This window comes from Bacillus cereus group sp. MYBK30-2 (assembly GCF_051915945.1).
GTDB classification, from domain to species: Bacteria; Bacillota; Bacilli; order Bacillales; family Bacillaceae_G; genus Bacillus_A; species Bacillus_A paramycoides.
This window is the reverse complement of the sequence record NZ_JBQAFR010000001.1, coordinates 105,052-126,020: the sequence shown is the minus strand read 5'-3', so window position 1 is coordinate 126,020 and position 20,969 is coordinate 105,052. Positions and strand designations below refer to the sequence as shown.

Genomic DNA, 20,969 nt, shown 5'->3' with positions numbered 1-20,969 from the left:
TTCCTTTCATTTCATAGAAATAATAGCTATTATCCCTGCCGCAATAATTAATCCGGCTGGTAACCCTTTTGTAAATAATACGGCAATAAGAGTACCTATTAAGACACCTAGCAATATCGTAGGATTCATAGGTAGAACTCCTACACCTTTTCCTCCTATGTATGACACAGTAAAACCTGCTAGAATGGATCCTAATCCAATAGGAGAGGTAATTAATTTTATTACATTTTCACTTGTAATTTTCCCAGATGTAATTGGTACTAAAAGGAATAACATCAGAAAGAAAATACCAATTGGAAAAGAATATTGTTGAATAAGATGTAATAAAGTTTTTTGTCCAATAGCAAGTACAACTCCTAATAAACAAGCCGCACCAGCTAGGGCATAATCCTTTATTAGCAGGGCAAGTGCCACAATAGTTCCGAGTAACAAAAAAGGAAACATATTCTTTTACCTCATCTATAGTGTTGTATAATCCCAACTACCATTTTCTGGTACAGAAACTTGTACCATATTCTGATTTGCAAGGTTAATTTGAATTAAATTTGGACTTATTATAGGTTTTAGTTCTTCTCGATTTATCATAAATTTAAATGCTTCAAAGCTTGCTAGAATGCCTACTATATTCGCAACAGGAGAGAGTACCGCCCATGGCCGATTTTTTTGTACATAACTATTTGCCCAGTTCTCGTCCGCGCCGTACGTGACAGAATGAAGAGCACGCCCATCTTTTAATTTATGAATTTTATCTTGGATTTCTGTTGTTAGCTCTTGTTGATAAGACGGATATCCTAACGCAATTTCATAGGGTGTAGAGTCAGGAGTAAAAGACATGACGCCACCTCTAAATGGAGGCGTCACCGCAATCCAAATTGAAGGAATTCCTAAGGTCTGAGCTGTACGATGGATAATTACTCTTGCTACTAAATTATCAGTCGCATCTATAATGACATCTGTTTTTGTTAGAAGTCCCAATGCATTGTCCTCTGTAACAAACTCTTTTGTTATTTCTATTTGTAATGACGGGTTAATGTCTTGCAAAACTTCTAAAGCCACCGCTGCTTTTTGCTGTCCTAATTTACTGATGGAACTTAGCATTTGTCGATTGATATTACTTGTTTCAAATATATCTTGATCAATAACATGCAAAGAACCCACACCCATTCGTGCCAATTGGATGAGTGTAATTCCTCCTACGCCCCCTGCCCCAACTACAGTAACTCGAGAATTTTTTAATTTCTCCTGCTCCTCAACAGAGATGACACCAATATTTCGCGTAAAACTTTCTTCATATATATTTTGCATATCATTATTTTTTGTTAACAAATTATATTCCTCCTTACAGTGTTTTATAATCCCATCCACCCTTTGGGACTTCTTTTACTTGAACCGGAATATGACTATCTAAATCCATTACAATGCCTTTAGGCGCTCTAGCTAGAGGTTCACGACCAGTTAAAATTTGTATTGCTTCATGAAAACTAAATAGCGACAATAGATGAGCACGCATCGGTGTGATAATCCACCCTGCTTTTCCATCACAAAAATCTTGTGCCCACTCTTTCGGTGCGCCTTTCTCCACAGAATACCAAGCTCGACTTTTCTTTATATCAGCAATCTGTTGTCTTAATTCTTGATTTGTTAATTTGCATCCGACACTTGAGATGTTTAATGCTTCTTCATAAGGAATTCCGGTTGGAAAAAATGTAGAAACAAATCCTCGTGTGGGGGGGCTACCTGACATCCCGACACTTGGTATACCCAATTCCCTAGCTGTTCTATGTATAATAACTCTTGAAGGCATATCATCGACGGCTTCTACTACAACATCGTGTCCTTTTATAAGTTCAATTACATTATCCTCATCTACTCTTGTTTGTATAAAATTTGTTGATATATAGGGGTGTATATCTTTTACAACTTGTTCTGCAACCTTTGCTTTTGGTTCACCTAATACACTAGAAAGCGCTAACATTTGTCTGTTAATATTAGAAACTTCAAATTCATCGGGATCAACACCTGTAATATGCCCTATTCCCATTCGAGAAAACAGAATCGCTTCATATCCACCTACTCCCCCTAATCCAAAAATAATGACCCTCTTCTCTCGAAGGCATTCTTGTTCCTGTTTAGAATAAACCCCTATATTCTTCTTAACCATTTCCCAATAATATGAATCCATATCCATTTTAAAATCTCCTTTCTATGTAGTAACTATTTCAAGAAACATTACTTATGAAATAACTGCTATATATAAAAATAAGATAGATTTATGGCATTTTTGTGTGTTATTTGAAAAAAATGTGAAAAGACTTTCAATTCTTACTTTTCACTTCTTTTTTGAGTGAGTTATTATATATTAATCTACCTAGTTCTGGTGCAAAAACTTTGAAATATATGAAAATGGTCTATCAAACTTGGACATACTGATACTAGCACTCTAAAAAAAGATGTGATTGGTATGGAAAAGCAAAATCTGTTCAAGTGGAAACTGAATTTTTATACCCGCTGTTTGAGCACAACCACCTGATCCAGGATACACACTAGATAAATACTTTGGCACCTGAAAAATCATTGCATCTAAAATACGAATTCGTTGAAAATAAGCAATTGAAGAACTAGGGATCACTGATGCTTCACAAATTTTACTTTTTAATGATGAAAATTTACATTCTTTTGTTTTTGGGGCGTTATCAACTTAAGACATTCTGTTACCCCCAAGTACAAAATAATGGGTTCCCAGTGGGAACCCATCTAATTACTTCCTTTTAATAATCGCAAACCATTTAAAATAACGAGAATTGTGCTTCCCTCATGACCGATAACGCCAAATGGAAGAGCTAAACATTGTAAAAAGTTCGAGCAAATGAGCATTGCAATTACTGTCAGTGAAAAGATAACATTTTGTTTTACAATACGATTCATTCGCTTTGATAAACGAATTGCTTGAGCAAGTCGAGAGAGTTCATTTTTCATAAGAACAACATCTGCTGTTTCTAAAGCAACATCTGTTCCTTCTCCCATAGCAACACCTATACTTGCTGTAGCAAGTGCAGGAGCATCGTTAATCCCATCACCAACCATAGCAACCGTACCATATTTTTCTTTCAGTCGTTTGACTGTTTCTACTTTTGTTTCTGGTAAGCATGATGCATAATATTCTTTTATATTACTTTCAGTTGCGATTGCTTTTGCTGTTTGTTCATTGTCGCCAGTAATCATAATTGCTTCTACACCAAGGCTTTGTAAATCACGAATTGCGGCAATCGTTTCTTGTCGCAATGTATCTTTCAAAGCAATTAAACCGAGAATTCCATCTTCGTCACTAATGTGCACGACTGTTTTCCCTTCTTGCTCGAGCGTATTAGCAATACCATTATGAAACAAATGTGCTTCTTCGCCGATAAAATCAGCCTTTCCGATTTTATAAGTTTTATTTTCAAGTACTCCTTTCAAACCAAATCCAGTTACATCCTCTACTTTTTCTGGTTTCGTCAATGTAATGTCATATGCGTGCTTTGCATATTTAACAATCGCTTCTGCAAGCGGGTGTGTTGAATGACTTTCTATAGAGGCTGTAATATACACTACCTCTTGCTCTGATATTCCATCACGTACATAGACATCCGTTACAGAGGGTTTTCCTTGTGTTAACGTGCCTGTTTTATCAAAAGCGATTGCTTTTACAGAAGCAAGGCGTTCTAGGTGGATTCCGCCTTTAAACAAAATACCATTTCGTGCTCCGTTAGAAATCGCAGATAATGTAGCTGGCGTAATCGATGCAACGAGTGCACAAGGAGATGCAACAACGAGTAAAATCATAGCTCTGTAAAATGTTTCATTCCAACTCCAATCTAATAAAAGGTGTGGAACAAACATCATAAGAACAACAACGATAAGCACACCTTTTACATAGGTTCCTTCAAATTTTTCAATAAAAAGCTGTGATGGTGATTTTTCACTTTGAGCACTTTGTACAAGACGAATAATTTTTTGGAACAAGGTTTGATCGCTTCGTTTCGTAATTCTAACTTCAATCGCACCACGTAAATTCACAGTTCCAGCAAATACTTCATCACCTATTGTTTTCCCATTTGGGATAGGTTCTCCTGTAATGGCTGCCTCATCAATATTTGTTTCACCAGTATGAATAATACCGTCAGCAGGCAAGCGTTCACCTGGCTTGATTAAAATAATGTCGTCAATTTGTAATTGATCTACGGAAATACGTTCTTCCATTCCATTCGAAATACGTAAAGCTTCTTCAGGTTGTAAATCTAACAATGCTGAGATTTCTTTTTGGCTTTTACTTAGTGTATAAGTCTCCATTGCACCACTTAATGCAAAAATAAATATTAAAACGGCACCTTCTGCCCAGTAACCAATGCTAGCAGCACCAATAGCAGCAAAAAGCATTAACATTTCAACGTTTAAATCTTTTTCCTCAATCGTGTCTGTAATACCTTCTTTGGCTTTTACGTAACCCCCAGTGAGATATGCAAGAATATAAAAGATAATCCCAGCTGTTGTTACTGCGCTTTTGGTTAACATCCAACCGGCTAAAATGAAAATACCAGATAGAATAGCAAGGATTAGTTCATGGTATTTTTGCCACATTTGTCCCCACGTTGAATTAGAAATATTGTTATCTTTCAATAATGTTTTTCCTTCTGTGTTCATTCTTATTCGCTCCTTTTTCATTTTTATTGAGAAGAAGAATCAAAATCGAAATCCCTATAAAACGACGAAAGCTGCCATCCATGTGGATAGCAGCTTTTTAAATAACCACACACAGTGTAGTTATTCGTTTTATAGTTATTCTCTATTACTATAGCATAGATTATTTTTATTTGAAGATGTTTTTTAATAAGATATAATGACAAAAAATATACCATTTAAATTTGTCATCACAAGTAATTTTTATAATTAGTTAATTTCTCAATTTCTCAATATAATTTGTGCATATGATTCCATTCAAAGATACAAAATATCTAAGTAACTATTTATAATTACATTGTTTTTATATTTAAATTCACAAAGGAGCTACATATCATGGATAAAAAAAATCTATTAAGTCAACAACTTGACCACGTGTCATCAGATGCTCTGAATACTCCTAGTAAGGCTCAAGAACAAATGCAAGAAACATCTCAAGAGGCACATAATCCAAACAACACCAATGTTAAAAAGACAGGCATTACTCAAGATTTACATGGCGTGGACTTACCAATTTCAGACGTATATAGAACAACGAACAAAAAGTAAATTTTAAAGGGAAAAGTCTTAAGAACGAGTGAACTTAATTCTTTTCCCTTTTCCTATTCAAATAACTATTTTATGAAGCTTTTAAATACCTGATTTCCCTTGCACAATTACACATCTTTGCCATTCCTTCTTCTGGCCGCCTCCAATGAGTACAATACAATCCCGCATAACCATTTCGCCCATTTGAATTATCATTACCAAATATAAAATCCGGGAAATCTCTAATTAACCCCCACACCGTTCCGCCACTTGAGAAGTATCTGCATTGCTTCTTGTTTTTATATGAGCTTCTTGTCATACGCATTGGAATAGTGGTCAACGAACCATAAATTTCTACCAACATGTTTAAAATGAGCTGTTCTATTTTCATCTTCATAATGAAAGATATCTTTTTCGTGATCTGCTAAGTAACTAAGAAGTGAATTTACGATTTCAATGCGTTTTTGTTTGTCCATCTCCCATTCCCCTTTACGAATAATCTTTTTTATATTACACATACTACCTCAGAACCGACTTCCCACCGGCTTCACTCTTTTCAGAACGGGGATTTCTCCTCCGTGTCATGTACAAACGGCGGCTAACCTAGTCAGTTACCTGCCGTTTGTACATATAAACGTTTATATTTTTTTGCTAAGTTTTTATCTAATTTATAAGATATTGATTCATTTTTTGTTTTTGATTCTAGATTTGTTACTTTTTTAGTTAAATACTCATAAATTAGTATAAATACTGTAGGGAAGCATGTAAGAATGAAAATACAAATCGAATTCATCGACTTTATTTTCTATTTGAGCTGTACCACGAATCGTAGATATAAAAAAGATGACTTTAGCAAAAGTCATCTTTTTTAGGGTTCAGTTCAAAGTTCCCAAGTATTTCTCTTATTTTTGTACTAGCTCTCCATACTATAATTCAAATCACTAAGAATTAAAGTCCAAAATAAGACTATAGGTACAATTTGTATTTAAAACTTATTAAAACAATTCTGGGGTCAGAATTAAATATTAATGTTGTAATCGATGGTCAAGACTATACACAGGAACAACTTGAAGTCATTCAATATGAACGTGGACAACATGTGCTTCATGAAGTGAAGCTTTAATAAGTTTAGTATTTTATATATATTTTAACTTAATCCAATTTCCCATCCCCCTCTATCCACTTTATAGTTTTTTCCACATCTAACTCCGTATACGTCTTTTCACCATATCGAACAGACTCATATATCGGAATAATATCGCTCGTTCTACAAATTCTTCTTAACCATTGTTGCATCGTTTCATAGGACCTGCGCTGTTCCTGAAATGGTAAAGTTCTCTCCCATTCAACTAACCTTTTTCTTATCGTCTCTGTAGGCAGCGGATACTCTGACTGATGAATGACTTTTTCATTCTTTACGGTTCGTACCGTATTCTCTTTTGTTACCGATTGTTTCTCCTGCTCTATTTCTGTTTTCGTTAACCTTTTCCTAACAGATTTGTAGAGGAAATATATAATTGCGACTGCGATAATCACATAAAACGCTATAGTAATCCATGAATTTGAGAGCACTGAAAAGACGTCCCCCCATGAACTTTCCCGTTCAAAAACTGGAAACTTTCTATTCGTTTTCGTTCTTATACCTGTATCTCCTTCTTCATCATCCTTAATTGCTTCCCACTCTGGGGTTTGTTCGACGTTTATTATTCTGTTATAAGTTTTTTCCGACTCATTCTCATTAAAAAAATGCTCTTTAACTACATCTTGTAAATGCACAACACCTTTTGATAACGTTATCGCACTAATCGCAAAGAAAAGTATGATTAAAGCTCTTACACTCCAAAACTTCACCTTCATATGCCGCTTTTTATTCAACATGACATAAGCCCTTTCTTATTCTTTAATTACAATCCATTTATTCGTTCTACTATATTTCCTTGGAGAAGTACCCAAAATTAAAGGAACCGCATCCAATTCCTTACGACGAAAGCCAGCTGTGTAAAAATAAGAAGATGATACAGGCGTATCTTGGTCCGATATTGAGGCAAGTACTTTTAATACATTTTGCAAATGTTTCCGATTATCCCCGTTTTTTATATGCAACAATCCGTTATCTTTTACGCTATTAATCCATAATTCAAATGAACAGTTTTGCATGAGGAGTTGTTTACATATGCCTGCCGTTAATTCAATTAGTTCTTCTGTATCATTTCGCAAAGAAACGCCACTTTTATTTTGTAAATTAAGATAAACCGCATATTTATCTGATTGTGTTCGTTCGTATTTTTTCGCCGTTATCGTCCCTGTTTTTGCTGTTGCACTCCAATGGATGGAACGAAAATCTTCATTTTCATAAGATTTCACTCCCATTACTTTCGTTTCATCATATAGCGGAGACGACATTGCTTTTCGAAACCCACGTGACCATTCTTGTAATTCAGGTACTTGTATTTTCGGAACAGCCGGTAAAACTAAATAGGACGGCGTATTAACGTGACTATATGTTATGTGATTCGTTATAAATCCAAAAGGATCCGTAATAACAATTTCTACCTCTTCCCATTTTCCAACCCCTCTTCGTAATGCAATACTTTGTAAATCAAATGAAACTGACTCTCCTCCTTTTATATGAAATTTCATATAATAATTTGAACCTGTGCTATGATTTTTGTTTAGTTCATCATGATTCCAAGTTAGCTTATTTTCACATTTAAATCGAAATACGATATTGAAAATAGGAAATATCGAGTTGTTTGAAATTCTTATTTTACACATATTCGTTTCACCTATAAAAACGTTCGAATTGCCTTGATTGTATTCCCATTGAACGCGAGACACTTTACGTATGTATCCATGCGTAGCTCCTATTAAAATTAAATATAAAAATACGAGAGATAAAATTAGTAGATTACTTGAAAATACACATAAAATAACGGCTACAACTGAAACAACTCCTATTACGAAAGGATCCGCTAATGATGTATACACAAGCTGTTGATTCATCGTACATTCTCCACTGGCACATTAATTGTGTGAAGAATTTCTTTAATAATATGTTCTTTTGTCGTTTTCATCTCTCCTTCAATCGTTAACGTTAACCGATGAGCACAAACGGCTGCAGCAAGTGTCTTAATATCATCTGGTGTACAGTAATCTCTTTCATTTAATATTGCTCGTGCTTGGATTGCCCGCATAAATGCCAATGTGCCTCGCGGGCTTACACCAATTTCAATTAACTCATGCTTACGGGTTGCTTCAATAATTTCAAGAAGATAATCTTGCACATCATCCCCTACTAACACTTCCCTTGCACATTTTTGCACCGTAATAATTTCTTCACTTGAAATAATAGAATGTAACGTTTCTAACGGATCATTCGTTTGGAAGCGATTCATCATTTCCTTTTCTGCTTCTCTCGTAGGATAACCTTGGCGTATAGTGAGTAAAAAGCGGTCTAACTGAGCATCTGGTAGTGGAAATGTGCCAGCCGATTCAAGAGGATTTTGCGTTGCAATTACTAAAAAAGGTTCTGGTAATGAATGTGTCTGTTTCGCAATCGTAACAGTACGCTCTTCCATAACCTCAAGTAACGAAGATTGTGTTCTCGGTACAGCTCGATTAATTTCATCAACTAATACTATATTTGCAAAAATAGGACCTAGCCTCGTTTTAAATTCCGATTCCTTTACATCAAAATATTCAAGTCCTATGACATCTCCAGGTAAAGTATCAGCTGTAAATTGTATTCTTTGAAACTTAGCGTTCACACTTTTGGCTAAACTTTTTGCTAATGTTGTTTTTCCAGTACCGGGAACATCTTCTAATAAAATATGTCCTTTTGCTATAAGAGCAATTGCAGCCAGCTCAATTGATTCATCTTTTCCTATAATAACTTTTGAAATATTGTTAGTAATTTTCTTTAATATGTTCATATGTTTCACTACCACCTTTAAATATTTTTAAAATTAAGAATATTTATTTTCCAAATTATAACACATTAAGTTAAAAGTAAATATATTCATATCAAAATAAAAAAAGATGACCCCGGCAATACGCCAAAGTCATCTTCTATACCCATATTATTTTACTAGTTCACCGCTATAAACTTTTATATCAAGCGGAGCAGTTAAAAACTGTGATGCTTTACCAACGAAAGATGTGAAGTGTTCACTCGCATTATGGCTCGCAACTGCGGATTCATCTTTCCATACTTCTACCATCGTATAAACACTTTCTTTTTCTGTATTTTTATATAAATCATAAGATACATTTCCACTTTCTTCTCTTGAGCCATGAATTAGTGGCTGAATTTCTTCTAAAAATGATTGTTGTTTTGCTGGATCTACTTGAAATATTGCGTGAATAATAATCATGGTGTTTCCCCTCTCATATTCCATATATTTCTAAGACCTTATAAGATTACTTCCACTCAGCAACTTTGTCAATTGGAAGACGTACTGATTGGTAACCACTATCAGCTGCTTTTCCGATTGAAATTAACATTACTGGTACGTGACGCTCTTTATCTAATCCGAATGCTTCTGCGATTTGGTCTTTTTCAAATCCGCCAATTGGGCAAGTGTCATAGCCGTGAGCACGAGCTGCTAGCATAAATTGCATTGCTACAAGACCACCGTCAATTAATACAGTATCTTTCATTACTTCTGGTGTAACCATTGAGAAGTAACCTGAAAGTTTTTTCATTTGATCTTCTTTTACTTCAGCTGGCATTAAACCACGCTCTACTGCTTTACCGTAAATTTCTTCTGCGTTATCAAAGTTCTTTAAGTCACCAAATACAGCGATCATTGCTGAAGATGTTTCTACTTGAGATTGATTGAATTTCGCAAGTGGCGCAAGTGTTGCTTTTGCTTCATCACTTTCAATAACAAGGAATCTCCATGGTTGCATGTTTACAGAAGAAGGTGCAAGTGTTGCTTCTGTAAGAATTTCAGTCATTTCTTCTTTGCTAATTTTTACTGAAGGATCGTACTTACGGATTGAACGGCGTCCTGTTAAAATTTCGTTAAAATCATTTGTTTTTACTGAGTTTGTCATAGTTGTATTCTCCCTTTTTTATAATTCTTTTATGTTTTCTTGAATGCGATCTAACATCGTTAAAAGATTATCGCGCTCTTCTTCACTTAATCCTTTAAATGCTGAAGCTGCAAAACGTTCTTTTTCCTCTTGAAACACTTGAATTTTATTTCGCCCCTCTTCAGTAAGAGAAACTAACGTAATTCTGTTATCATCTGGATTTTTACGTCTTGTAATCATTCCGTTTGCTTCCAGCTGTTTTAAATGCCTCGTAATCGCAGCATTATCAATATTCACTTCTTGCTGAAGTGCTTTTTGACTAATTTCATCTACTTCAAATAACTGAAGTATAAGCTCTAATCGAGACTGACTCATACCCGTACACCCTTCAAACTTCGAACTTACTTCTTTATTTAGAAAGTGTAATTTATATAAAATAATCGCTTCTTTTGAGCATGAACTTGTCAAATTACCCCTCCTTTACATCCAAATCAAAAACGTTTGATGTATCAATAGTTGATATGTCAATTAATATAATCTATATCAATTCAGAATGCAAGCATTTTGTTTTCATTTTATTTTTCCAAATTAAGGCGCTTTGTAGCGTTACAAAAAATGGAAATTACATTATAATAGTAATAATTTAAATGACTGGAGAGTGATTGTAATGCGGCAATACACAAATAGAAATGAGGAAATGAAAATGGAAAATGAAATGAGGATATTTATATATGAAAACAATAAATATAGGGATTGTCGCGCACGTAGATGCTGGCAAGACGAGTTTGACTGAGCGTATTCTTTATGAAACGAATGTGATTAAAGAAGTTGGCCGAGTTGATAGCGGAAGTACGCAAACTGACTCAATGGAATTAGAAAGACAGCGCGGAATTACGATTAAAGCATCTGTCGTTTCTTTCTTTATTGATGATTTAAAAGTAAATGTCATTGATACACCTGGACACGCTGATTTTATCGCTGAAGTGGAGCGATCATTCCGCGTTTTAGACGGTGCGATTTTAGTTATTTCTGCCGTTGAAGGTATTCAAGCACAAACTAAAATTTTAATGCGAACACTACAGAAATTAAACATACCGGCTGTTTTATTTGTTAATAAAATTGATCGTAGTGGTGCAAACACAGAAAAAGTTGTGAAACAAATAAGAGGAACTCTTTCAAATGAAGTATTACCCTTCTATGCAGTTGAAAACGAAGGAACAAAACAAGCTCGCATTATTGAATATGAATCATATGAAGATTGTATTGAACTACTAGCAACATATAACGAATCATTACTTGAATCGTATGTAAATAACGAAATTGTACCGGACGCACTATTAAGAAAAGAACTAGAAAAGCAAATACAGCGAACAAATGTATACCCTATCTTTTTCGGTTCAGCAATGACAGGTATAGGGATAACTGAATTACTTGAAAACATTTCAGCTATGCTTCCCGCGGATACATCATCGCATTGTGAAGATGATACATTATCCGGTATTGTTTTTAAAATTGAACGTGAACCTTCTGGTGAAAAGATTGCTTATGTAAGAGTGTTTTCTGGATGCTTACATGTTAGAAAGTACGTGAATATACACCGTACTGAATCCTTATCACATAAAGAAAAGATTAAAAAAATGTGTATTTTTCATAATGGCAATGCAGTTCAAACTCCTACTGTTCAAAGTGGAGAGTTTGGTAAAGTGTGGGGATTTAGCGATATTAAAATTGGTGATATTATCGGAGAACGGACGAATCATATTAAAGACATTCAATTGGCCGAACCACAAATGGAAGCAGCCATTAAAGCAATGCCTAAAGAAAAAAATCATGATTTATATGTAGCTCTTATGGAACTATGTGAAGAAGATCCGCTCATAAAAGTGTGGAAAGACGATGTTCATAATGAACTATATATTCGCCTTTTCGGTGAAGTACAAAAAGAAGTTATCGAGACAACGCTTCATGAAAAATACAATCTACAAGTTACTTTTTCAAATACGCGAGTTGTATGTATTGAAAAACCAGTTGGTATAGGAAATGCCGTTGAAATGATGGGAGAAAAAACGAATCCATTTTACGCAACAATCGGCTTTAAAATTGAACGAGGTGAGCTTAACTCTGGCATAACGTATAACTTAGGTGTTGAACTTGGATCACTACCTTTAGCATTTCATAAAGCGATTGAAGACACGGTATTTCAAACATTAAAACAAGGTTTATACGGATGGGAAGTTACTGATATTCTAGTCACATTAACACATACCGGTTATGCAAGCCCTGTGACAACAGCGAGCGACTTTAGAAATTTAACACCGCTCGTTTTAATGAATGCTTTGAAACGAGCTGGAACATGTGTATTTGAACCAATAAATGAATTTGAATTAACTGTTCCAGAGCATTCAATTAGTACAGCGATGTATAAACTAGCTGCCATTCCAGCTACTTTCGCAGAGCCTATATTGCATAATGATTCTTATCACTTAACTGGATCATTACCTGTTGCGAAAACGGAAAGCTTTAAGCGACTACTACATTCATTTACTGAAGGTGAAGGTATCTTTACAACTAATCCTTCTGGTTTCACTGAACTGAAGGCTCCTTTCCCTACTCGAAAACGGGTTGACTTTAATCCGCTCAATCGGAAAGATTATTTACTTCATGTGTTGAAGGCTTATTAATCAACAAATAGTAGAAAGTGCCCTCTAGTATGATAAACCTCTTTACTAGAGGGCACTTTTTTTAAATAAGATCACGGTAGCGCTGGTTCAAACTCTCCTGTAATCGTTTGATATCCATTATTGTTCTCAAACTCTTGCTTACGTTCTAATCCAAATTTTTCTAAAATCGGAAGATCGTTTGTTGAAAATAAATAGCTATTTTCTAGTGCTACATGTTCGTGCCATGCCCAGTTCGGTACAATAAAGAAATCTCCTTTGGACCAGTTAAAGCGAACGCCATTAATAATCGTATAGCCTGCTCCTTCATGAACATGATAAATGGATGCATGCGTATGTCGATGTGCTTTTCCTTTAAATCCTTCTGGTAATTTTTGCATCCAAGCCGCGATCGTTGGACATGCTGTCTCTCCGTTCGATGGGTTTATGTATTCAACAGCATAGCCATCGTAAGCATCTGGCTCAAAACGACTTAATCCAATAAGCGCCGCTTCTGTTCCTGACCACTTATAAGAACTAAGAGGAGCTTTCTTTGCATATCGATCCGAAATAGGTCGAACCATTCCACCTTCATATCGCTTAGTAGTATAATTGTCTGGAACATTTGGTTGTTCAATTTTTTCTGGATACGGCTCAAAGAACGTACCTCCGAGATAATAAATGGTCGGAATATCAAGGCAATCCATCCAAATCATTGGTTTATCACCTGTGTGACCGTGTCCATGCCACAGTCCATTTGGAGTTGTTAAGAAATCCCCTCGTTCCATGAAAATACGCTCTCCTTGAACAATTGAGTAAGCCCCTTCCCCTTCCATGACAAAACGCAAAGCGTTCTGAACATGCCGATGTGATGGAGCAGTTTCTCCAGGGTGTATCAATTGAACCGCTGCATATAATGTTTGGGTTGTCGAAGCCCATCCCCAAGGTTTTCTATAATTAAGTCCTGGATTTTGTAAATAGATAGCCCGGCGTTCTCCCCCGCGGTCTGGTGTAAATATTTGCGTCGCTTCCATTAACTTTTTATGAAGCAATTCAGATTTCCAAAGGTATGCTTGCGCATGCGGTTCAGGTGTATGCTTCATTAAATCTGGGATCGCGTTCCACAATGGACCAAGATGATATTGTTCAATATCACGGTTGAAATCTTGAACGAGTGCACTTTCAAAAAAAGCATTTTTTTCCGCCATTTTTATTTGCCTCCTTTATCGCTCATTAAATTTAGATATATTCCGCTTGATTTGGTTATAATGCTTTTCTGTATGCTCTACGATGAGGTGATTTACGATGAATTCGATCGGCTTGTTGTCGAAACGAGGATTGCGACTTGGAGCCTTTATGGCTAAATCTTCGACTGTTAATTTCTTTAATACATTTTCTATACTGATAGGTATTGAAGAGAGCTGTTGAATGACTTCATTTACTGATAATTTATTTATATTCTCTTCAGAAACTGTCTGTAGGCGAACTTCATCTGTCAGGCCACGGCCCCATAGCTTTTCAGGTTCCAATTTAATACTTTTAATTTCTTTTGCCCAATACGGAATTGCTTCTACTAAATGTGTAATAATTTGCATAATTGACCATTCGTCTTCTGATGGTTTCCAACGAACTATTTCCTCAGGCAAAGACCTAACAACAGTTTCTATTTTATTAATCGATTCACGGATAGATTCGATAGCATTAACCTGCAAATTTTTAATCATAGCACCGGCACCTCTGATGTTTGTTTCACTCTATTTTCAAGTACGCCTACTTGATCAACTTCGATACGAACGATGTCTCCATCTTTAAGAAATGCTTGCGGATTATGCGCTACACCTACACCACCTGGAGTACCTGTTAAGATGACATCACCTGGCTCTAATGTTATTAAATTGGATAAGAATGAAACAAGATATGGAACAGAAAATACTAGATTTGCGGTATTAGACTGTTGACGCTTCTCTCCATTAACTGTTAGAACAATTTCTAAGCCAGATGGGTCTGTTAATTCATCCGCTGTAATTAACCACGGCCCCATTGGAGCACTTCCTTCAACTGTCTTACCTTGAAGCCACTGAATTGTACGACGTTGAATGTCACGGTAAGTAATATCATTGGCAATCGTATACCCCGCCACATATTCAAGAGCGTCTGCTTCTGAAATATTCCGGGCGCGCTTTCCAATTACAAAAGCAAATTCCGCTTCGTAATCTAGCTGTTCAGAAATTGGATAAAAAGGAATATCATCTTGTGGTCCAACTACAGTATTAGCAAACTTCGCAAAAATAACTGGATATGGAGGTAACTCTCGTTTCATTTCCAAAATATGCTCACGATAATTGTGGCCTACACAAATAATTTTTCCTGGAGAAGGAACTGGAGCTTCGATTTTAACTTCCTCCTCTTCAAAAATCATTTTAACTTCATTCGCATTCACAAGTGCATAAGCAATAGCTGCTTTTGCTAGATTCATACTTTCTGTTCCACCTTGTAAAAACCCATTCATATCCTTTGGAATATACGCTTCTGCAATTTGAGCGGCACGAAGATTCCCCTCTGATTTCAACTTCGCTTTAAAAGCTGCGTGCAAATCAATTAATTTTCGATTTTCTAAAGCTCCAATTCTAGTTTCTCCACTATGTGTAAAAGTAACAAGTTTCATATTAATCTTCCTCTCTTAAAATATAGATCTCAAATAGATAAACCTCTTTCTTCTTATATAATCAAAATAAATTGCGGGCCACATTTTTATATATTCCTATCTTAGTTACAATAGATAAAAGATATCGCCTTCCGGACCAAGAGGTAAATGTCCCGCTTCTAGTAACTCAACTATCGGGAGAAACAGATTATTATCTTCAGCTAATTCAGCTGCACATGCAAGAGCACTGATGTACATCGCATGTCCTACGAGAAATTTGACCTCTTTCTCATCACCAAATATATTGAACGCTTGCTTATAAGCTCCATGAAATATTGCCTCGGGCACTTTATCTACTACATCTGCAAGGAGTTTTTCGTTTCCTGTACGTACAATTTTCTCCTTTAACTGATCTGGTACTTCTTTTAGTACTTCCCAAAAAGTACTGCTTTCAAAAGAAAGCCTTCCAATTATTTCATTTAATTGTTTTCTCGAAATCCATCTTATTTCATATTCACTAATATTTAGTGAATTCATGAATCGATCTACTTTCTTCTCGGCTTCTAGGTTCTGTTGTCCAGCATTCACATACCAGTCCATGGTCGTTAATCGCTCAATTATTTCATTCGCATGACGAGCACCCGAACCGTACTTCTCTTCATTTATTAATTGCGACAAGGCCATTCCATATCTCTCCTTTCATATTGTTCACATTACCCATATAGCTGTTTTTTCTTACAATTTCACCAAGATTAATATTTTGTAGTCAGCTCAGGTGGTCCAAATTTTGGTCCGTAAGGCCCTTCATCAAGCCATCTTCCCAATCTCGGAACGATAGATACCATTGAGGCCGCGATTTCTCGTTTCATGTTCATCTCAGGAGAATTTCCCTGAAGGTGATGAAGCGCAGTCGTCGAAGCGTCGCGGTTCCATTTAGCTGCGATTCGGCGTTCCATTGCAGCTGCTTCGATCGCTTCTATCCGCTCTTCCTCAGAATGTGATTGCAACGCTTTCTCTATGCCTCGTGCAGCAATAACAGCATCTGGAACACCAGAATTTAATCCCCGTGCCCCGAATGGCGCAAATAAATGTGCAGCTTCCCCAGCAAGAAGAATACGACGCTTTACGTCAGTAAATGAATTTGCCACTACTTGGTGGAAACGATATGAAGACACCCATGTAATCCGCTCAACATACTTAGCATCCATCACCTTTGGCAACCATTCTTTAACACTTTCAATATTTGTATAATCCTCTACGTTGTCTGATTCAAGTAGCTGTAGATCAATACGCCATCCTCCTTTAAACGGAACAAACATTACGTTTCTTTCTCCCATAGCTGGATGTTGGTAATGGAATATTCTCTCTAAAGGTAGTGGATTCGCTTCATCTTCTTTCGCATCCACAACGATAAAAGTATCTGCAGTGCGCGGCCCTTCGAATTTTAATCCGGCCTGCTCTCTTACGATGGAACGCGCTCCATCACAACCTATCACATACTGTGCCTTTAAATTTTCTCCGCATGTGGTAGTTAATTGCACTCCGTAGTCTGTAACATCTAACTTATTAATTGGGGTATTCCATAGAAATTCAACCCCCGCTTCCATGCAAGCCTCATATATATGCTTCTCAATCTCATCTTGATGGAGTGCTGTAAAATGGGGTAATCTGTTTGACTCAAGATTTTCATCTTTACCGTAATTGCGCACGTACACTTCCTTTCCTTTGTAAAACGTTCGTTTGACAGGCCAAATGATTCCATTTCGAGCAAGTGTAAAACCAAGTTCTTCTGCAGTCTCCTCCAGAAGCTTTAATGAAGCACTATGCAAATAAATGGCTCTACTTCCTGGGCGTGGTCTACCTATTGGATCCGCTTCTATTACTAAAGTTGATATCCCCTTTTTTTGTAATGCAAGTCCTGCTATAAGCCCTACTGGACCTGCACCAACGACAATCACATCATATTTTTTATCATTTGCCATATATAACTCCCCTTTGTCTATAAACTCCATACACCTAGCCTTAGTGTATTCAGTTTTAACTCTCCACTGCCTTTATCTCTGGCATCATTTTCTGCCGAACATCCTCAGGTATTGGATACGCTTTCACTTCTTCTTTGAAAGAAGTCCACGCACGAGTTTCATACCCTTCTGCTACAACTTGCTCCCCTTTTACAAAGACATGCTGAATTGTAAAGACTTTATTATACAAAACGTTAATCTTACTTTTCACAACTACTTGATCTTCAAAACGAAGAGGCGACATAAATTTACATTTTGTTTCGAGTAACGGTAAACCAATCTGTTGTTCTACGAAAAGTTCGGCGGAAGGATAACCAATTTTTTTAAAGTACTCATGTGTTGCTTCATCCATCCATTTATAAAAATTAGGATAATATACAATGCCCGCTGCATCAGTATCTCCCCATCTTACTTGAAATGTATATTCCTCCATCGTCTCTGATCCTCCAATTCTATCTTTTAAACCATTGGACTACTATTTGAAGCTACTTGCTCTCGCAATTTTAATTTTTGGATTTTCCCACTAGCTGTTACAGGAAATTCATTTGTGAATATTACTTTTTCTGGTATTTTATATATTGCCATTCGGTCTTTGAGATAAAATTTCATTTCTTCTCCCGAACTTACTTCTCCACTTTTTAGACGAATGACCGCACATACTACTTCCCCAAGTACTTTATCCGGAAGACCAATGACTGCCGCTTCTATTACTTGTGGATGTTTCATCAGCACCGCTTCAATTTCTTGAGGGTACACATTTAGCCCCCCGCGTATAATCATTTCCTTTTTCCGGCCTACGAATCTTAAATATCCCTCATTATCAAGAGTTCCTAAATCTCCTGAATAATACCAGTTGTCATTGTCCAAAACCTGCTTTGTCTGCTCAGGCATATTATAATAACCTTTCATTACACCAAAGCTCTTCACTGCGATTTCCCCCACTTCTCCAGGAGGAAGCTCCACTCTATTTTCATCTACAATTTTCAATGTTACTCCTGGAATTGCCTTTCCGAGAGTTTCTGTTATGTTCTGTTCCGTATCACCATACGAGTTCATCGTAACAGAAACTGTTTCAGTTATCCCAAACGATTGACAAAGGTTAATTCCCATCCGTTCTCGTATTTCCGTCACTTTTTTCGCCGGAATAGGTGCAGCGCCGACAAGTCCTGCACGTAATGTAGACAAATCATAACGATCAAAATCTTCTAATTCCAGTTCTTTAATAAACATCGTTGGTACGCCTTGCTGAATCGTTACCTTTTCTTTTGCAATTAACTCTAAAGTTTCTCGTGGCCGAAATTTTTCCTGTAAGATCATTCGCGCACCCTTAGCTACTGCACAAAGCATGTTAATTGCCATACCGAAAATATGAAACAGCGGTGCGGAAATAATGAACACATCATCTTGTGTACTACGTAACTCTCGCCCTATTGTTTGTGCAGATTGTACAACAGCGCGGTGTGTAACCATTACTCCCTTCGGTATACCAGTTGTTCCTGATGTATACAAAATACAAAACAAATCACTATTTACATTTATATCAACTGTTTCTATTTCGGGTATCGCTGAACGAATTAACTCCTCATATGAGCCGAGGCCTGCATGTTGATATCTTACAGTAACAGCTTTTTGAACCGTACACAGTGCTTTTTCAAAACCGAAATTCTGTTCAAATTCTTCTGAAGCTATTAATATCTTAGGTGTGGAATTTTTCAATATATATTCAATTTCATGTGACTTATATTTTGGATTAAAAGGGACAATCACCGCTCCTAATTTTGCTGCTGCAAAGTAAACAATTACCGTTTCGGACCAGTTTGGTAAAGAAACAGCGATGCGGTCTGTTTTACTTACTCCTAGTCTCTTTAATGCCGCAGCCAAACAATCTACATCGTTTTTCAAATGTTGATATGTGATTCGTTTAGTTAAATCATATAGTGCTTCTTTTTGACCATAAGCTGAAATAACATGTTCTAACAGCTCATACACCGCTAATAAATTTTCATTCTTTTTCATGCTCTCACTCACCTTCTATCATCTTACCAACCAGTCCAATTCAAAAGTTGAACTTCCATTAGTCGGAATTTCCCGATCCCCCTACTTACAGAAAGTTCACTAATATCAGCATAAACGATGAAGGAAAACCAGGAATATCTCTCCCTGGTTCCCTATTCCCTACCTAGTACAACGCTTCCCAAATTGCTGCAATTCCTTGACCTCCGCCAATACAAACAGCCGATACTCCATATTTTTTATTTCTTCTTCTTAATTCATAAATTAAGGACAGAGAAATTCTCGTTCCACTCGCAGCAAGTGGATGACCAATTGCAACTGCCCCACCATTTACATTCGCTTTTTCAAGATCGAATCCTAATTCTTTTTGACAAGCTAAGTACTGTGCAGAAAATGCTTCATTAATTTCAATCAAGTCTAATTCTGCCAAAGTTAGATTCGCTTTTTCTAATGCAGTTTGAATAGCAGGAACCGGTCCGATACCCATATACTTTGGTTCAACTCCAACTACAGCCCAAGAAATAAGTCTAGCAATCGGCTTTAATCCTCTTTCATTGGCGTATTCACTCGATGCTAATATAACGGCTGCTGCACCATCTACCATCCCACTTGCACTACCAGGAGTTACGACGCCATTTTCGACAAAACGTGGCTTTAACTTTGCTAGTTTTTCTAGACTCGTATGACGGATATGCTCATCTTCATCTATAAGCTTTTCTCCTTTTTTCCCTTTCACTGTCACCGGCACTATCTCTTCTTTTAAATACCCTTTTTCCCTTGCTATAAGAGCTCGTTCATGACTTGATAGGGCATGCTGATCTACTTCTTCTCTCGTTAAGTTATATTTAGCAGCCAAGTTTTCAGCTGTTTCTCCCATCGTACATTTACCGTACGTATCATAAAGACCATCCCATAACCAATCTTCTAAGGCCGGACCGCCGAGTGAACTTCCCCATCTCATTCCAGGTATTACATGTGGTACTTGGCTCATGTTCTCAGTTCCTCCGGCAAGTGCTACGTCTGCTTCCCCGCAAAGAATATAACGAGCTGCCGTTAAAATAGATTCAACACCAGTTCCGCAAAGACGATTGATCGTTAAAGCAGGGACATGAATAGGTGCTCCCGCTTTTAAACCAACATGCCTAGCTAATAAATGTGCATCTTTACTAGACTGCTGAACATTACCGAAGATCACTTGATTAATATCTTCGGCAGAAATGTTAGCTTTCCGTATTGCTTCCTTTGCTGCAATAGCTCCTAAATCTGTTGCATTGATATGCCGGAACGATCCAGAAATTTCAGTAAACGGAGTCCTTGCTCCCTCTAATAAAACTACCTCTCTCATATACCAAT

At 36.6% G+C, this 20,969-nt stretch carries 21 protein-coding genes and 2 pseudogenes; 3 read left to right on the top strand and 20 right to left on the bottom strand.

What is annotated here, in order from left to right; translation table 11 throughout:
* Positions 1–6: 6 nt before the first annotated feature.
* The 5 genes and pseudogenes from ACTFQM_RS00655 to ACTFQM_RS00635 form a co-directional block, all read right to left on the bottom strand.
* On the bottom strand, positions 7–444 hold the full coding sequence (locus ACTFQM_RS00655; protein WP_440033096.1) for a DUF441 family protein: 438 nt from the start codon (positions 442–444) through the stop codon (positions 7–9).
* A gap of 15 nt (positions 445–459) precedes the next feature.
* The gene (locus ACTFQM_RS00650; RefSeq protein ID WP_440033095.1) at positions 460–1,326 is read right to left on the bottom strand and encodes a HesA/MoeB/ThiF family protein; all 867 of its coding nucleotides are present in this window, start codon (positions 1,324–1,326) and stop codon (positions 460–462) included.
* A gap of 13 nt (positions 1,327–1,339) precedes the next feature.
* The gene (locus ACTFQM_RS00645; protein WP_440033094.1) at positions 1,340–2,188 is read right to left on the bottom strand and encodes a HesA/MoeB/ThiF family protein; all 849 of its coding nucleotides are present in this window, start codon (positions 2,186–2,188) and stop codon (positions 1,340–1,342) included.
* 303 nt (positions 2,189–2,491) lie between these two features.
* Positions 2,492–2,656 (bottom strand): annotated as a pseudogene (locus ACTFQM_RS00640) (IS4 family transposase); the annotation flags it as partial.
* 98 nt (positions 2,657–2,754) lie between these two features.
* A complete protein-coding gene (locus ACTFQM_RS00635) occupies positions 2,755–4,680 on the bottom strand; it encodes a heavy metal translocating P-type ATPase (RefSeq protein ID WP_440033093.1) in 1,926 nt (641 codons plus the stop codon).
* A gap of 372 nt (positions 4,681–5,052) precedes the next feature.
* Here ACTFQM_RS00635 and ACTFQM_RS00630 point away from each other — a divergent pair, with 372 nt between their 5' ends.
* The gene (locus tag ACTFQM_RS00630) at positions 5,053–5,265 is read left to right on the top strand and encodes a hypothetical protein (RefSeq protein WP_071719178.1); all 213 of its coding nucleotides are present in this window, start codon (positions 5,053–5,055) and stop codon (positions 5,263–5,265) included.
* Positions 5,266–5,335: 70 nt separating this feature from the next.
* Here ACTFQM_RS00630 and ACTFQM_RS00625 read toward each other — a convergent pair.
* Positions 5,336–5,720, bottom strand: a pseudogene (locus ACTFQM_RS00625) (hypothetical protein).
* Between the two features lie 503 nt (positions 5,721–6,223).
* On the opposite strand from ACTFQM_RS00625, the gene ACTFQM_RS00620 reads away from it, so the two are divergent.
* The gene (locus ACTFQM_RS00620) at positions 6,224–6,367 is read left to right on the top strand and encodes a hypothetical protein (RefSeq protein ID WP_165615170.1); all 144 of its coding nucleotides are present in this window, start codon (positions 6,224–6,226) and stop codon (positions 6,365–6,367) included.
* A 29-nt stretch (positions 6,368–6,396) separates the two neighbouring features.
* Here the strand turns inward: ACTFQM_RS00620 and ACTFQM_RS00615 are convergent, their stop codons facing one another.
* The 6 genes from ACTFQM_RS00615 to ACTFQM_RS00590 all read right to left on the bottom strand — a co-directional run bounded on the left by ACTFQM_RS00615 (position 6,397) and on the right by ACTFQM_RS00590 (position 10,749).
* Positions 6,397–7,122 (bottom strand): signal peptidase II, encoded by a 726-nt coding sequence (locus ACTFQM_RS00615; protein ID WP_440033092.1) that lies wholly within the window; start codon positions 7,120–7,122, stop codon positions 6,397–6,399.
* Positions 7,123–7,137: 15 nt separating this feature from the next.
* Positions 7,138–8,247 (bottom strand): DUF58 domain-containing protein, encoded by a 1,110-nt coding sequence (locus ACTFQM_RS00610; protein ID WP_440033091.1) that lies wholly within the window; start codon positions 8,245–8,247, stop codon positions 7,138–7,140.
* Complete coding sequence (locus ACTFQM_RS00605) at positions 8,244–9,176, bottom strand: AAA family ATPase (protein ID WP_440033090.1); 933 nt, start codon at positions 9,174–9,176, stop codon at positions 8,244–8,246. The genes ACTFQM_RS00610 and ACTFQM_RS00605 overlap by 4 nt, the downstream gene beginning before the upstream one ends.
* Positions 9,177–9,323: 147 nt before the next feature.
* Positions 9,324–9,617 carry a putative quinol monooxygenase gene (locus ACTFQM_RS00600; protein WP_071719174.1) on the bottom strand — a complete coding sequence of 98 codons (294 nt, stop codon included), beginning with the start codon at positions 9,615–9,617 and terminating at the stop codon, positions 9,324–9,326.
* 46 nt (positions 9,618–9,663) lie between these two features.
* Positions 9,664–10,302, bottom strand: coding sequence for a nitroreductase family protein (locus ACTFQM_RS00595; RefSeq protein WP_440033089.1), 639 nt, complete (start codon positions 10,300–10,302; stop codon positions 9,664–9,666).
* Between the two features lie 18 nt (positions 10,303–10,320).
* Positions 10,321–10,749, bottom strand: a complete 429-nt coding sequence (locus ACTFQM_RS00590; RefSeq protein WP_440033088.1) for a MarR family winged helix-turn-helix transcriptional regulator — start codon at positions 10,747–10,749, stop codon at positions 10,321–10,323.
* A 263-nt stretch (positions 10,750–11,012) separates the two neighbouring features.
* Here ACTFQM_RS00590 and ACTFQM_RS00585 point away from each other — a divergent pair, with 263 nt between their 5' ends.
* Positions 11,013–12,962: a GTP-binding protein gene (locus tag ACTFQM_RS00585; protein WP_440033087.1), complete on the top strand. Its 1,950-nt coding sequence runs from the start codon at positions 11,013–11,015 to the stop codon at positions 12,960–12,962.
* 71 nt (positions 12,963–13,033) lie between these two features.
* Here ACTFQM_RS00585 and ACTFQM_RS00580 read toward each other — a convergent pair whose 3' ends face one another.
* From ACTFQM_RS00580 to ACTFQM_RS00545, 8 genes are all read right to left on the bottom strand, one after another.
* Complete coding sequence (locus ACTFQM_RS00580) at positions 13,034–14,146, bottom strand: cupin domain-containing protein (protein ID WP_440033086.1); 1,113 nt, start codon at positions 14,144–14,146, stop codon at positions 13,034–13,036.
* 15 nt (positions 14,147–14,161) lie between these two features.
* Positions 14,162–14,662, bottom strand: coding sequence for a DinB family protein (locus ACTFQM_RS00575; protein WP_440033085.1), 501 nt, complete (start codon positions 14,660–14,662; stop codon positions 14,162–14,164).
* Positions 14,659–15,603, bottom strand: a complete 945-nt coding sequence (locus ACTFQM_RS00570; protein ID WP_440033084.1) for a fumarylacetoacetate hydrolase family protein — start codon at positions 15,601–15,603, stop codon at positions 14,659–14,661. Before ACTFQM_RS00570 ends, ACTFQM_RS00575 begins: the two co-directional genes overlap by 4 nt.
* Before the next feature lie 105 nt (positions 15,604–15,708).
* Positions 15,709–16,266, bottom strand: coding sequence for a hypothetical protein (locus tag ACTFQM_RS00565; protein WP_440033083.1), 558 nt, complete (start codon positions 16,264–16,266; stop codon positions 15,709–15,711).
* 68 nt (positions 16,267–16,334) lie between these two features.
* The gene (locus ACTFQM_RS00560; RefSeq protein ID WP_440033082.1) at positions 16,335–17,564 is read right to left on the bottom strand and encodes an FAD-dependent oxidoreductase; all 1,230 of its coding nucleotides are present in this window, start codon (positions 17,562–17,564) and stop codon (positions 16,335–16,337) included.
* A 55-nt stretch (positions 17,565–17,619) separates the two neighbouring features.
* Positions 17,620–18,036, bottom strand: coding sequence for an acyl-CoA thioesterase (locus tag ACTFQM_RS00555; RefSeq protein ID WP_440033081.1), 417 nt, complete (start codon positions 18,034–18,036; stop codon positions 17,620–17,622).
* 26 nt (positions 18,037–18,062) lie between these two features.
* On the bottom strand, positions 18,063–19,619 hold the full coding sequence (locus tag ACTFQM_RS00550; RefSeq protein ID WP_440033080.1) for a class I adenylate-forming enzyme family protein: 1,557 nt from the start codon (positions 19,617–19,619) through the stop codon (positions 18,063–18,065).
* Positions 19,620–19,782: 163 nt separating this feature from the next.
* Complete coding sequence (locus ACTFQM_RS00545; RefSeq protein WP_440033079.1) at positions 19,783–20,961, bottom strand: acetyl-CoA C-acetyltransferase; 1,179 nt, start codon at positions 20,959–20,961, stop codon at positions 19,783–19,785.
* Between the last annotated feature and the right edge of the window lie 8 nt (positions 20,962–20,969).

Bases quoted from the DNA above. Each gene is read 5' to 3' on its own strand.
- ACTFQM_RS00630 (WP_071719178.1), top strand. From the start codon at position 5,053: ATGGATAAAAAAAATCTATTAAGTCAACAACTTGACCACGTGTCATCA.
- ACTFQM_RS00615 (WP_440033092.1), bottom strand. From the start codon at position 7,122: ATGTTGAATAAAAAGCGGCATATGAAGGTGAAGTTTTGGAGTGTAAGA.
- ACTFQM_RS00595 (WP_440033089.1), bottom strand. From the start codon at position 10,302: ATGACAAACTCAGTAAAAACAAATGATTTTAACGAAATTTTAACAGGA.
- ACTFQM_RS00575 (WP_440033085.1), bottom strand. From the start codon at position 14,662: ATGATTAAAAATTTGCAGGTTAATGCTATCGAATCTATCCGTGAATCG.
- ACTFQM_RS00550 (WP_440033080.1), bottom strand. From the start codon at position 19,619: ATGAAAAAGAATGAAAATTTATTAGCGGTGTATGAGCTGTTAGAACAT.
- ACTFQM_RS00555 (WP_440033081.1), bottom strand. From the start codon at position 18,036: ATGGAGGAATATACATTTCAAGTAAGATGGGGAGATACTGATGCAGCG.
- ACTFQM_RS00605 (WP_440033090.1), bottom strand. From the start codon at position 9,176: ATGAACATATTAAAGAAAATTACTAACAATATTTCAAAAGTTATTATA.
- ACTFQM_RS00600 (WP_071719174.1), bottom strand. From the start codon at position 9,617: ATGATTATTATTCACGCAATATTTCAAGTAGATCCAGCAAAACAACAA.
- ACTFQM_RS00645 (WP_440033094.1), bottom strand. From the start codon at position 2,188: ATGGATATGGATTCATATTATTGGGAAATGGTTAAGAAGAATATAGGG.
- ACTFQM_RS00610 (WP_440033091.1), bottom strand. From the start codon at position 8,247: ATGAATCAACAGCTTGTGTATACATCATTAGCGGATCCTTTCGTAATA.
- ACTFQM_RS00565 (WP_440033083.1), bottom strand. From the start codon at position 16,266: ATGGCCTTGTCGCAATTAATAAATGAAGAGAAGTACGGTTCGGGTGCT.
- ACTFQM_RS00585 (WP_440033087.1), top strand. From the start codon at position 11,013: ATGAAAACAATAAATATAGGGATTGTCGCGCACGTAGATGCTGGCAAG.
- ACTFQM_RS00570 (WP_440033084.1), bottom strand. From the start codon at position 15,603: ATGAAACTTGTTACTTTTACACATAGTGGAGAAACTAGAATTGGAGCT.
- ACTFQM_RS00545 (WP_440033079.1), bottom strand. From the start codon at position 20,961: ATGAGAGAGGTAGTTTTATTAGAGGGAGCAAGGACTCCGTTTACTGAA.
- ACTFQM_RS00580 (WP_440033086.1), bottom strand. From the start codon at position 14,146: ATGGCGGAAAAAAATGCTTTTTTTGAAAGTGCACTCGTTCAAGATTTC.
- ACTFQM_RS00635 (WP_440033093.1), bottom strand. From the start codon at position 4,680: ATGAACACAGAAGGAAAAACATTATTGAAAGATAACAATATTTCTAAT.
- ACTFQM_RS00655 (WP_440033096.1), bottom strand. From the start codon at position 444: ATGTTTCCTTTTTTGTTACTCGGAACTATTGTGGCACTTGCCCTGCTA.
- ACTFQM_RS00560 (WP_440033082.1), bottom strand. From the start codon at position 17,564: ATGGCAAATGATAAAAAATATGATGTGATTGTCGTTGGTGCAGGTCCA.